Below are 12382 nucleotides of genomic sequence, written 5' to 3'. Positions count from 1 at the left end.
GCTGAAAGGGGGACGTGGTGGGGAAGCCTGAGGACGGTTGGGACATCGACACCAGTGGGGTGCGCGGTGTCCTTCTCAGGACCGGACATGTCGCCGACGACATCGAGGGCCAGGCGAAGTCGTACGGCAAGCACCTGCTGAGTGCCGCGAAGTCGGCGGGCACGCTGAGCATGGGGTGCGGGCCCAAGCCCGAGGGCGGGCCCGTCGCGGCGGCCCTGGTCGAGTTCGAGCAGAAGACAGAGAACGACATCAAGTACATCGCCGCGCGCTCCGGCAAGTCGATCAAGGGCGCGGCGACCGCCACGAAGGAGTACGTCGGGGGCGACCTCGCCATGGCGGCGCACGCCCAGCGCGAGGCGTTGAAGGCGCCCGATCTGAACCCTCCGGGTCAACACCACCGGAGCGGTCCGAAATGATCAGTCTGGATGGCATTCCCGAATTCACGGGAAATCTTGAGCAGTTGGAGAAGGACGCGCCCGCGCTGAAGGCGGACGCCGGACACATCCGCAAGACCGGCCAGGGGGTCCACGACCAGTTCCAGGGCCTGTCGGCGTACTACACGGCGCCCGAGGCCGAGCAGCTGTTCGCGACCACCAGGCCGGTCAAGGAGAAGGCCGACGCGTTCGCGACCAAGCTGGAGGCCGTCAGCAGCGCCCTGAGCGCATACGCCACCGAGGTGCGGCCCATCATCGAGCGGCTCAAGCGGCTCAGGGCGGACGCCGCCGAGTTCATCAGGGAGAACGGGGGTGACGACGACTGGAAGGACGACGGGGACAAGGTCCAGCACAACAACGACCTGATCGCCGACGTGGGCGCGGCCACGGCCGCGTTCGAGGCCGCGGAGCGGAGCTGCGCCAACAAGATCAGTGCTCTGGTCGGCGGCACCCACTGGGTGGTCGACGACGGGACCCACAAGCCGGGGATGTACGGCTACACGGCTGACGTCTTCCAGCACGCGGAGAAGACCCCTTGGGGCACTCAGGAGTCGGAGACACACCACTGGTACGAGATCGACCACTGGGTCAAGAGTTTCGTCTGGGACGGCTTCATCGTCGACGGCGTCTGGGGCACCATCCGGGGTCTGGGCACCATGGTCGGCGTCGACGGCTGGGACGCCTTCAAGAACTCCTGGGCGAACCTCGGCAAGCTGGCCGTGGGCCTGTCGCTGAACACGCTGGTGCCGGGCTGGTTCGCGACCCCCGACTCCATGTTGCCGGGGTTTCTCAAGAGCACCAAACACACCATGATCAACGCCGGTAAGGCGATGGTGGCATGGGACGAGTGGGGCAAGAACCCGGCTCGAGCGGCGGGCGGGGTCACCTTCAACGTGCTCACGGCCATCGCCACGGACGGCGCGGGGTCCGCCGCCAAGTCGGGCGCCGTCGCGCGGACGCTCAGCGCGGCGGGCAAGGTCGGCAAGGTCGTGGACCCGATGACCTACGTCTTCAAGGGCGCGGGCATCGGGCTGTCCAAGCTCAAGGTCGGCGACCTGGTGAGCCATCTGAAGAACCTGCGCGCCGGCAGCGGTGCGCGGCTGCCGGACGGCTCACTCAAACTTCCGGACGACACGGTCTTCCGCCCGGACGGCTCGGTCAAGCTGCCCGACGGCAGCGTCCTGCACAAGAACGGCGCCCTCGAACTCCCCGACGGCACCGTGCACCACCCGATGCACGAGCCGTCCGCCGCCGACCGGCAGGCGCTGGACGCGGCCCAGCGCCCCCGGCAGCGGGAGCTCGCCCATGTGGGCGCGCCCGGCCACGAGGTGGGCCGCGCCCCCGACGACCTGGGCCCCCGCGCGAGCAAGGACGACCCGAACGACCCACCGAACGATCCGCCCGAGAAGCACACTCCCACCACGAGCGGCGGCTCCCACCCCACCACCCACGACACCGGCACCCCCGCCCACGACCCCGCCGCCCCGGGCGGCGGGGGTGGCGGTGACGGCCCGGGCGGCGGCGGTGGTGGTCCTGGCGGCCCCCACGACCCGGGCGGTCCGGGCGGCCCTGGTGGCCCCCACGACCCGGGTGGCCCAGGTGGCCACTACGGGCTTCCCCCCGAGGAGCCCCGGCCGTTCGACCGCGGGGGCGAGACCGAGCGGCTGATCCGCGAACAACTGCGCGGTTCGAAGGTCAAGCGGGACGACCTGAACAAATTGCTGGACAACCTCACCCGTCATCCGCAGGGCCAGGAGATCGCCGACACCATCGCCTCGGGCCGGTTCAACCACGCCTACGGCTACCACGGGATGGTCTCCAGCCTGGCCAAGCCGGACATGAAGGGTGTGGCGGATCAGCTACACCTCGCCAACCGGTTGCACGCCAGTGGGATCGACGACATCAAATTCGAGGTCAAGGAGGCCGGCTTCGAGATCAAGCCCGGCGTCCGGTTGGAGGAAGGGGCGGACCTGGACGTGCTGGCCTACGATCACAGGGGCACGGCCTACGGATACCAGTTCAAGACCCTCACGAACCCCAAGAAGCTGATGAAAGCGATCTTCGCAAACATACACCAGCTGACCCTTTCCCATGCCGATGTGCAGACATTCGTGCTCGACACCAAGGGCACTCTGGCGGATCTGCAAGCCAAGGACATGGCCCGGCGGCTGAACGAGGTGTATGGCACCACAAACGTGCAGTTCGTCATTCGAGTCGAGGACGGCACCCTGATGATTCCCCCCGGTGGAAAATTCGTCCCTGATCCTGGAGGAGCGCCGTGATCGCGTCAACGCCCGTCGCCCGGTGGACGTGGGGGGCTGAGGACGACGCCGGGGACGCTGTCGAGCGGACCCTCACTGGTGTGCTGGACGGGTTCTCGCTGCTGGCGAGCCACCGACTCGCCGTCGGCAACCCTCGGGTCCGCGTCTCCGTCCCGGAGTCGGGCCATCCGGAGAACTCCCTCTTCAGCGGCGAGATCGAGGTGACCGAGCCGGACGGAAGCGACCTGATCCGCCTGGTGAGGCGCGGGCTGCGCCCCGGCGAGCCCGGCGCCGTGGAGGCGGACATCAGGTGCCCGGGCGTATGGCTGGGGGCGGACGGCGTCGAGCACCGCGAGGAGCGGCTGCTCACCTTCGGTGCGTCCATGCTCCTCGGCTATTACACGGCACGACTGACGACGTACTCCGATGCGTGGATGCCGTACGATCTGCGCGGCCGGCCCCAGGAAGCCGTGCACGCCGCGAACTATCCGCGCCTCGCGGCGGCTCTGCGGGAAATCTCCGAACTCATCGGCGACGACACCGATCCCGACGATCCCACCTGGTTCGGAAAACCGACGGAGACCGGCGTCGACAATTATTTCGACGAGGACGGTTCGGCATCCGATGTGTGGGGCAGTTTTGAAATCCCCTACCGGAACCGCGTTTTCCACCACAACACGGGGTTCGGTGGGAACGAATATGCCAGGACCGCCAAGGGGGAGGTCGAGTATGCCCCGGTCACCAGTGAGCGCGGGGGCGTCCTCGGCTATCTGTGGGCCGCGGACGCCGAAGGGGCCGCCAGTTATGAGCCCCGCGACGCCGCCGAGGACGCCGGTTATCACGCGGGCCTGCGGTGGCTGGAGCGGCTGCGGCGGGCCAAGGAAAGCGGACTCGCGCCCTCGCAGGCCCTCACCGAGTTCGCCCGCGAGCCGGCCGACCCCCAGGCCGGCCGCGTGGACCTGGCTTCCCACGCCACGGCCCCGGACCTTGCCACCCTGCGCGAACGGGCCGGACGTGAGAACTGATGGCACGGGACTACGACAGTCAGCTGCTGGAGTCGGTGGCGGTCCGGCGGCGGCGGATCCGGGACGCGCTGTTGTTCGGCGCGCAGCGGGGGCGGCGGTCGGTGGATGAGAATCTGGGGAAGGTGTTCGCGGGCATCGTGATCGCGGCGGTGCTGTGTGCCGGGTGCGTGGGGTGGTCGTTCATCTCCGACACGATCGGCAAGCAGGGCCGGTCCGGGCCGGGCGTGCTGACGCCTTCGTCCACCGCCGCGACGGACACGGCCCGGTAGGGCCCATCGGGGGAGGGATGATCGTGGGGGCGGCGAAGCAGGTGCGGGGCGCTGAGTTGAGCCGGGTCACGCTGGTCGGGGAGCGGCGGCGGGTGGACATCGTGCTGCCCGCCGACGAGCCGGTCGGCCGGCTGTTGCCGGATGTGCTGCGGCTGGTCGACGACCAGGTGGCGGACCGGCCGACGCTGCGGCATCTGGTCACCGCCGAGGGGGTCGTCCTGCCGCAGGACGCCACGCTCACGTCCGCGTCGGTGCCGGACGGTGCGGTGCTGCGGCTGGTACGGGAGCGGGACGTTCCCGCGGCGCCGGTGGTGCACGACGTCACCGACGAGGTGGCCGAGGACCTGGACCTCCGGGCATGGCGGTGGTCGGCGGCGGCGCGGCAGTGGACCGCGAGCGCGGCCACCCTCGCGCTGGCGCTGGCCGTCGGGCTGCTGGCGCGGCGTGGCCTCCCCGACTCCGGCGTGGCCACCGCCCTGGCCGTGGCGGCCGCGGCGCTGGCGCTGACCGGGGCCGCGGCCGCCCGGCTGCGCAACCGGGACCTCGGCGCCACCCTCATGCTCACCGGCGGCGCCCTCGGCGTGCTCGCCGCCTGGACGGCCGCGGACGCCCACGGCTGGGGCGGCGCGGCGCGGCTCGCCGGGGTGGCGGGGGCCGTCGTAGTGACGCTGCTGCTGCTCGGGGCCTCGGCCACGGTCGGGCGGGGCGCGTACATCGGCGCCGGGGCCGTCGTGGTCACCGGCGGGCTGTGGGAGGTCGTCGCCGCGTTGCAGGACGGCGCCCACACCGATGCCCAGCAGGCCCGGTCGGGCGCGGTGCTCGCCGTGGTGTCCGTGGTGGCGCTCGGCCTTCTGCCGCGCCTGGCACTGACCGCCGCCGGGCTCACCGGTCTTGACGACCGGCGCTCGGGCGGGGCGTCGGTCAGTCGGCACGAGGTGGCGACCGCGCTCGCCGCCACCCACCGGGGGCTGGTGTTCGCCACGCTCGTCACCGCGGTGTCCGCCACCGCCGCCGGGCTGCTCGCCGTCGGCGATGCCTCCCCGTGGACGGTGCCGCTCACCGCGGTGCTCGCGGTCGTCCTGCTGTCCCGGTCGCGGGCGTACCCGCTGGCGGCCGAGGTGGTGGCGCTGCTCGCCGCGGCCCTGGTGCTGCTGGTACGTCTGGTGGTGCTCTGGCTCGACACCACCGACGGCCGACCGTACGGACCGCTGGCCGCGCTCGCCGTCGCCGCGCTGCTCCCGCTGGGCGTGCTGACCGTACGGCCGCCCGAGCATGTCCGCGTCCGGCTCCGGCGGATCGTGGACCTGGTCGAGACGGTCGGCGTCATCGTGCTGTTTCCGCTGGTGGTCGGGGTGTTCGGGGTGTACGGGCGATTGCTGGACGCGTTCTAGCGCCGGATCCCGGCCGTTGCCGTTGCCGTTGCCGTAGTCGACCGTTGTCCGTATCCGAGCCGAGGGAAGGCGTCATGGGCGCAGGGGATTGGCAGAGCGATGTGCTCCGCCAGTTGCGGAACACGCCTGTCTCCAAGAGCCCCGGGCCCTCCGGGGCCGCCGAGGATGGTGCCTCCGAATCCAAGGCATCGGAAGGCTACGAGGCTCTGGGCGCTCTGATGGCTTCGGGCGCCCCCGGGGCCGGGGAGGCTCCCGGCGGTTCGGGAGCTACCGCGGCCCACCCCGCCCCCGCCCCACGGCGGGTGAACGGGGCCGCGGGCCCAGATGACCCCGAACCCGCCGCACCCGCCACGTCCCCCGAACCCGCCGCACCCGCCGCGCCCCCCGCACCCGCCGCGCCCGCCGCGCCTCCCGTACCCGCCGCGCCCGCCTCACCCCTCGCACCCCCCGACCGGCGTCTTCAGGCGCGCCCCCAGCACCTGCCCGCCCCCACCCCCGTGCCGCCCGTCGACCCTCGGCTCGCCCTCGCCCAGGGCAGGCTTCGCAGCGGGGACCCGGTCACTCGCCGCGCCGGGCGCACCCTGCGGCGGCTGGTCGCCGCGTCTGCCTCGCGTGAGGTGGAGGAGGCCACCGAGGTTGCCCGGGCGCTGCAGCAACCGGTCACCACCGGCCGGCAGATCGCGGTGAGCAGCATCCGGGGCGGCGCGGGCAAGACCACCGTCGCGGCGCTGCTCAACCTCACCTTCGCGCACTACCGCCAGGACCCGGTCCTCGTCGTGGAGGCCGACCCGGCGCTGGGCAGTCTGCCCATCCGGCTCGGCGCCGAGTCGGTCCGCTGGACCTGCGCTGACGTGGCCCAAGTCGTATCTCCCTCGATGCAGTTCGCGGAGGTCACCGGCTATCTGGTCCAACTGCCCGAGGGCGGCTGGCTGCTGCCCGGGAGCCAGGGCCGCATCGGCACTCCGCTGGACATCCGGGCCTACCGCACCGTGACCATGGCGCTGCGCCGCTACTTCGGTGTCACCGTCGTCGACTGCGAGACGCTGCCGGGGGAGCTGGCCCGTACGGCGCTGGACACCGTGCAGGCAAGGGTGCTGGTGGCGCCCGCCACCCTGGAGGGCGTGGCGAGCACCCGCACCGTCCTGGACTGGATGGCCGCGGTGCCGCGCCCCATGCTGCCCGGCACGGTGGTCGCCCTCACCGAGTCCTCGCCCGACACCGCGCTCGACCTGGACGTGGCCCGCGCCCACCTCGCCGAGAGCGGGGTCGAGGTGATGGCCATTCCGTACGACCGCCATCTGGCCGCGGGCGGCGCCATCCGCACCGGGCTGCTCGCCCACAGCACCCGGCTGGCCGCGGGCCGCCTGGCCGCCGCACTCCTGGACCGCGCCGTGCGCGACAGGGGAGGACACAGGGGAGGACGGCGATGACAACCCACCTGGTGCACCGGCCCGCCCGCACCACCCGCCCGCTGCCCGAGCCCGAACCGCGCACCATCGAGGCCCCGCCCAACCTGCCCGAGGGCAAGGCGGCGGGGGCCGCGATGTCGCTGCTGCCGATCGCCGGGGTGATGAGTTCGGTCGTCATGATGACCGTGCTGCGCAGCGGCCAGTTCGCGGCGATCGGCGCCCTCGTCCTCGTCGTCACCGTCGTCGGCGCCCTGGTGCTGCTGTTCTCCCAGCGCGGGCGCGCACAGCGCACCCGCCGCCGGCAGCGCGAGCGGTATCTGGAGTATCTGGAGGAGCTGCGCGAGGAACTCGGCGCCGAGGAGCGGGCCTGGCGCGCCACCGCGCGGGTGCTCGACCCGCCGCCGCAGGCCCTGTACGACGTGGTGCGCGACCCGGCCCGGCTGTGGGAGCGGCGCCGCACCGACCCGGACTTCCTGCGGGTGCGGATCGGCACCGGCGAGATGCCGCTGCGGCCGCTGACCGTGGCCCGCCAGTCGGGCAGTGTGCTCACCCCGCCCGACCCGTTCATGCTCAACGAGGCAGGCGCCCTGGTCGGGCGCTACGCGCTGGTCACCGATCTGCCGCTGACCGTACCGCTGGACCGCGTGGGCAACGTCAGCGTGGTGGGGGAGCGGGACGCGGTGCTGCGGGTGGTGCGGGCGCTGCTCGTCCAGACCGCCGTCGCCCACGCCCCCGACGACGTGGCCCTGGCGCTCGCCGCCCCCGGCGACCGGGTCGAGCGGGACTGGGCCTGGCTCAAGTGGCTGCCGCACCTGCTGGACGCCGAGGAGCGCGACGGGCCGGTCGCCGCCCGCCGGATCGCCCCCGACCTGCCCCAGCTCGCCCGGCTCCTCGGCCGCGACCTCCGGCAGCGCGCCGCGTACGCGGCCGAGGTGCGGCGCGGCCTGTCCGGGGCCGACGCGCTCGGGCTCAGCGGCCGGCTGCTCGTCATCAGCGATGACCACGGCGAGGAGGCACGGGAGCTGCCGCGCCCCGACGAGGCCGTGGCCCACCGCGAGATGGGTGTCACCGTGCTCCACCTGGTGGCCGAGCGGGTGCAGGAACCGGGCGAGGTGGCGATCCGCATCACCGTCGGCGAGGACGAGGTGGTCGTGGAGGACCTGCGCGGTGGGCAGCCGACGGGCGCCCACGGCACCGTGGACGACGTCACCGCCGCCGGGGCCGAGGGCCTGGTCCGGATGCTGGCCCCGCTGCGGCTGTCGGCCGAATCCCTCGTGGACGCCCCGCTGTCCGGACCCGTCGACTTCCCCGAACTGCTGGGCATCGACGACCCCGGCGCCCTGGACCTGGCCCGTGCCTGGGCGCCCCGCGGCGAGCGCTCCTTCCTGCGGGTGCCCATCGGCGTCAACGACGCCCACGAGCCGGTGCTGCTCGACCTGAAGGAGTCCGCCGAACTGGGCATGGGCCCGCACGGCCTGTGCGTCGGCGCCACCGGCTCCGGCAAGAGCGAGCTGCTGCGCACCCTCGTCCTCGCCCTGGTGGCCGGCCATCCGCCACAGGACTTGGCGCTGGTGCTGGTCGACTACAAGGGCGGCGCGACCTTCGCCCCGTTCGACGGGCTGCCGCACGTGGCCGGCGTCATCACCAACCTGGAGAACCAGGCCGGGCTCGTGGAGCGGGTGCACACCAGCCTCGCGGGCGAGGTCAAGCGCCGTCAGCAAGTGCTCAAGGACGCGGGCAACGTCGCCGACATCTCGGGTTACGCGGCGGTGCGCGAGACGGCGAGACCCGACCTGGAGCCGCTGCCGCACCTCTTCGTCGTCATCGACGAGTTCGGCGAACTCATCACCGCCAAGCCCGACTTCATCGATCTGTTCCTGTCCATCGGCCGCATCGGCCGCAGCATCGGTGTCCATCTGCTGCTGTCCAGCCAGCGGATCGAGGGCGGCAAGCTCAAGGGCCTGGACACCTACCTCTCCTACCGGCTGGGCCTGCGCACCTTCTCCGCCGACGAGAGCCGCACCGTCCTGGACACCACCGACGCCTTCCACCTGCCGCCGCTGCCCGGCTTCGGCTACCTCAAGGTCGACACCACGGCGTACGAGCGGTTCAAGGCCGGGTACGTCTCCGGCCCGTACCGGGGCCCGGCACCGCGCACCGTGGAGGACACCGGGCCCGCCATCCACCCGTATCCCGCGTACAACACGCTCGCCGGGCCGGAGGACTCCGCGCCCGCCGGGGAGGCCGCGCCCGGCGCGGGCAAGCGCACCCGGGACCCCGGGCCGACCGTGATGTCCGTGATGGTGGACCAGATCAGGGGCGCCGCCGACCCGGTGCGCCGCATCTGGCTGCCGCCGCTGCCCGCCGCGCTCGCGCTGGACGCCGCGGCGGGGCCGGTGGAGGTCGACGCGGCCCGCGGCATGCAGTTCGTCCGGCGCCCGGGGACGATGCGGGTGCCGCTGGGGCTGCTGGACGACCCGGGGCGGCAGTGGCAGGGGCAGTGGATCCTCGACCTCACCCTCGCCGGCGGCCACGCCGCCGTGATCGGCGGCCCGCAGTCCGGCAAGACCACGCTGCTGCGCGCCCTCGCGCTCTCCCTCGCCCTCACCCACACCCCGCGTGAGGTCGGGATCTACGGTCTCGACCTGGTCGGCGGCGGTCTGCAGGCGCTCGCCGCGCTGCCGCACGTCGGTGGCGTCGCCGGGCGGGCCGACCGGGAGCGGGCCACCCGCACGGTCGAGGAGGTGCGCGGCATGCTGGACGCCCGCGAGGAGCTCTTCCGCGAGCACGGCATCGACTCGATGGAGCGGCTGCGCGCCCTGCGCGCCGCCGGGTCCCTGCCCGAGTTGGCGTCCACCGACATCGTGCTGCTCATCGACGGGTTCGGGGCGCTGCGCGACGACTTCGAGGCCCTGGACGACGCCGTGGGCGACCTGCTCAAGCGCGGCGGCGGGTACGGCATCCACGTCGTGGCCGCGATGCTGCGCTGGAACGACGTGCGCATCGGCCACCAGTCCACCTTCGGCACCCATGTCGAGCTGCGGCTGAACGACGCGGGCGACAGCAGCATCGACCGCAGGCTCGCCGAAACCCTCACCCCCGACGACGCCGGGCGCGCCCTGACCGACCGCAAGCTGTTCGCGCAGACCGCCCTCCCGCGCCTGGACGGCGGCGCCTCCACCGCCGATCTGGGCGCGGCCGTCGAGCAGACGGCCCGGTCCATCGGCGCGGCCTGGCCCGGGGAGACGGCGCAGCGGGTGCGGGTGCTGCCCGCGCGGCTGCCCGCCCGGTCGCTGCCGTCGGCCACGTCCCAGCCCCGCCGGGTGCCGATCGGGGTCGACCAGACCGCGCTCGAGCCGGTGCTGCTCGACCTGTTCGACCGCGACCAGCACCTGCTGATCCTCGGGGACAACGAGTGCGGCAAGACCAATCTGCTGCGGCTGATCGCCGACGGCCTGGCCGCGCGGTACTCCGACGAGGAGCTGGTCTTCGGGATCATGGATCCGCGGCGCGGGCTGCGCGAGGTGGTGCCCGAGGCGTACCAGGGCGGCTATGCGTACAACTCCCGGATCTGCGAGGGGCTCGCCGCGGGCATCGCGGGCGAGCTGGCCAAGCGCATGCCGGACGAGACCACCGGCACCCCGCCGCCCTCGGCGGGCCCGGCGTACGACGGGCCCCGCATCGTCATCCTCGTCGACGACTACGACATCCTCACCACCGCGGGTCAGCAGCCGCTTCAGCCCTTCCTGCCGTATGTGCCGCACGCGCCCGACATCGGACTGCACTTCGTGGTCGCCCGGCGCGTGGCGGGCAGCTCCCGGGCCCTGTACGAGCCGTTCCTGATGACCTTGCGGGAGAGCGGCACATCGGCCCTGGTGATGGCGGGCGACCGGATGGAGGGCCAGCTGTTCCCGGGCGTGTACGCGTCCGCACAACCGCCCGGGCGCGGGCTGCTGGTCCGGCGCGGTGAGCCCGACCGCCTGATCCAGACGGGATGGGTGGAGCAGGAGCGGCACCCGGAGGAGGACGGCCGATGACCAAGGACGTGATCGCGCTCACCGAGCGGATGCCCGACATCTGGAGCCTCGTCGCCGGGCTGTTCGCCGGGGGCCCCGACCTCGAGGTGCGCTCGGCCGGCGAGGGCGCGGTGATCCAGATGTGCGACGAGGCGGGCCGCCCGCTGGTGTCCGTGGAGGCGCCGCTGCTGGTGCGGGTAGCGGGCGAGGCGGCGCGGCTGCTGGGCCCCGAGGCCCAGGGCACCGGCGTGCCCGTGTGGTGGACCGAGGCCAGGGCCGCCACCGGAGTGGAGCGCGCCGAGCTGCTGGCGGCGTCCTTCGCGCGGCGTCTCGCCCGGCTGTGCGGCGGCTCGGTCTGGCCGCCGGCCGCGGCGGCGGGCGGCGAGGCCGCACAGCCCGGCGCCGGTGCCGCGTCCGCCGCCGCCCCGGCCGCGGCCCAGCCCGCCGTCGACGTGCTCACCGAGCGTACGGCGGTGCTGCTCCAGGACAGACCCGTGGTGGCCATGACGGCCTGGCTCTCGGACGCGATGCGGGCCGCGGCCGCGAGCGACCGCGCCGTCCAGATCGTGACCCCCGCGACCTCCCGGCTCAGCCTGCCCACGCGCCTGTCGCTCACCGCGCCGCCGTCCCGCTGGGTGGTGCGCGACGACGAGGGCGGCGGCTATTACGACGGGCTGTCCGGCGCCCTGCTGCGCTGGCACGACGGGGGGTTCACCCCGGTCGAGGCGGAACCGGAGCGCACTCCGGTGGCCCGGACCTTCCTCGAGGGCGCCGAGGACACCGGGGAGCGTCAACTCGCCCTGTCCTTCCGCACCGTGCAGCCCGCCGATGAGCGGCTCGTCCTCGGTGGGCCCCTCGAAGCGGCCTGGACCGCCGTCACCGGAGGTCCACCCGAGGGCTGGAGCACCGCCGAGCCCGTCAATCTGCCCTGGTCGTGCGAGGCGCTGACGGCCCTCGCCCGCGACCGTGCCCCGGAGGGCACCTGGGTGGTCGCGGTGGGCCGTGCCGACCGGCCCGCGATCGCCACGCTGCGGGTGGAGCGGACCGCCCGGGGCGTCGAACAGGACGTGACGCTGGCCTTCGGCTACGGCCCCGGCGAGAAGCCGCCGCTGGATGTCCTGCCCGATCTCGCGGCCACGCTGGTGACTGAGCACCGGCTCCAGTCGCTGCTGGTCCAGCTACGGGGCGCCCGCCGCGATCTGAGCCTGCCCGCCCGCTTCGAACCGCCCGCCGTCCCGGTCGGCTTCGCGCTCGGAGCCGACGAGGCGCAGGACGTCGGCCTCACCTTCGCCCGGCGCACACCGCTGCCCGCCCGGCCCGTGCCGCTGGGGCCCGCGGCCCGTCCGGGCTTCTACTATCCGCTCGGCGACGGGAGTTCGCCCTCGAGCTGGGCGCTGTTCGAGCAGCTCATGCGCCATCTGAGGCAGCCGGGCTGAAGCGTCGCCGGGCATTCGAGGGCATCCGTGCGCGCATCACTTTGTCCTGAGACAGGAGAAAGTCGAAGCCAATTGCGGCGCAAGTTCTTCCCACCTCCGACAACCGCTGCTACGTTCCCCGTGAAAGCCAAGCCAGGTGGA

General features: G+C 73.3%; 8 protein-coding genes. All 8 read left to right on the top strand.

Annotated features, from left to right (window positions below):
* Positions 1 to 17 precede the first annotated feature (17 nt).
* The 8 genes from ACZ6TD_RS12445 (at position 18) to ACZ6TD_RS12410 (ending at position 12241) form a co-directional block, all read left to right on the top strand.
* Positions 18 to 416, top strand: a complete 399-nt coding sequence (locus tag ACZ6TD_RS12445) for a DUF6507 family protein (RefSeq protein WP_471353461.1) — start codon at positions 18 to 20, stop codon at positions 414 to 416.
* The gene (locus ACZ6TD_RS12440) at positions 413 to 2716 is read left to right on the top strand and encodes a hypothetical protein (RefSeq protein WP_471353460.1); all 2304 of its coding nucleotides are present in this window, start codon (positions 413 to 415) and stop codon (positions 2714 to 2716) included. Before ACZ6TD_RS12445 ends, ACZ6TD_RS12440 begins: the two co-directional genes overlap by 4 nt.
* A complete protein-coding gene (locus tag ACZ6TD_RS12435) occupies positions 2713 to 3720 on the top strand; it encodes a hypothetical protein (RefSeq protein ID WP_471353458.1) in 1008 nt (335 codons plus the stop codon). The genes ACZ6TD_RS12440 and ACZ6TD_RS12435 overlap by 4 nt, the downstream gene beginning before the upstream one ends.
* Positions 3720 to 3989 (top strand): hypothetical protein, encoded by a 270-nt coding sequence (locus ACZ6TD_RS12430; RefSeq protein ID WP_413806431.1) that lies wholly within the window; start codon positions 3720 to 3722, stop codon positions 3987 to 3989. Before ACZ6TD_RS12435 ends, ACZ6TD_RS12430 begins: the two co-directional genes overlap by 1 nt.
* Positions 3990 to 4006: 17 nt before the next feature.
* Entirely contained in the window at positions 4007 to 5380 is a 1374-nt protein-coding gene (gene eccD, locus ACZ6TD_RS12425) for a type VII secretion integral membrane protein EccD (RefSeq protein WP_471353456.1), read from the top strand.
* A gap of 74 nt (positions 5381 to 5454) precedes the next feature.
* The gene (locus ACZ6TD_RS12420; RefSeq protein WP_471353454.1) at positions 5455 to 6810 is read left to right on the top strand and encodes a hypothetical protein; all 1356 of its coding nucleotides are present in this window, start codon (positions 5455 to 5457) and stop codon (positions 6808 to 6810) included.
* A complete protein-coding gene (gene eccCa, locus ACZ6TD_RS12415) occupies positions 6807 to 10826 on the top strand; it encodes a type VII secretion protein EccCa (RefSeq protein ID WP_471353452.1) in 4020 nt (1339 codons plus the stop codon). The genes ACZ6TD_RS12420 and eccCa overlap by 4 nt, the downstream gene beginning before the upstream one ends.
* Entirely contained in the window at positions 10823 to 12241 is a 1419-nt protein-coding gene (locus ACZ6TD_RS12410; RefSeq protein ID WP_471353450.1) for a DUF6177 family protein, read from the top strand. The genes eccCa and ACZ6TD_RS12410 overlap by 4 nt, the downstream gene beginning before the upstream one ends.
* Positions 12242 to 12382: the final 141 nt, after the last annotated feature.

Source organism: Streptomyces yongxingensis (assembly GCF_055597465.1).
Note: the sequence above shows the minus strand (reverse complement) of the source record. Positions and strands in the feature narration are given on the sequence as shown.

Coding starts and splice junctions, on each gene's coding strand:
- eccD (WP_471353456.1), top strand. CDS start 4,007: ATGATCGTGGGGGCGGCGAAGCAGGTGCGGGGCGCTGAGTTGAGCCGG.
- ACZ6TD_RS12410 (WP_471353450.1), top strand. CDS start 10,823: ATGACCAAGGACGTGATCGCGCTCACCGAGCGGATGCCCGACATCTGG.
- ACZ6TD_RS12420 (WP_471353454.1), top strand. CDS start 5,455: ATGGGCGCAGGGGATTGGCAGAGCGATGTGCTCCGCCAGTTGCGGAAC.
- eccCa (WP_471353452.1), top strand. CDS start 6,807: ATGACAACCCACCTGGTGCACCGGCCCGCCCGCACCACCCGCCCGCTG.
- ACZ6TD_RS12440 (WP_471353460.1), top strand. CDS start 413: ATGATCAGTCTGGATGGCATTCCCGAATTCACGGGAAATCTTGAGCAG.
- ACZ6TD_RS12430 (WP_413806431.1), top strand. CDS start 3,720: ATGGCACGGGACTACGACAGTCAGCTGCTGGAGTCGGTGGCGGTCCGG.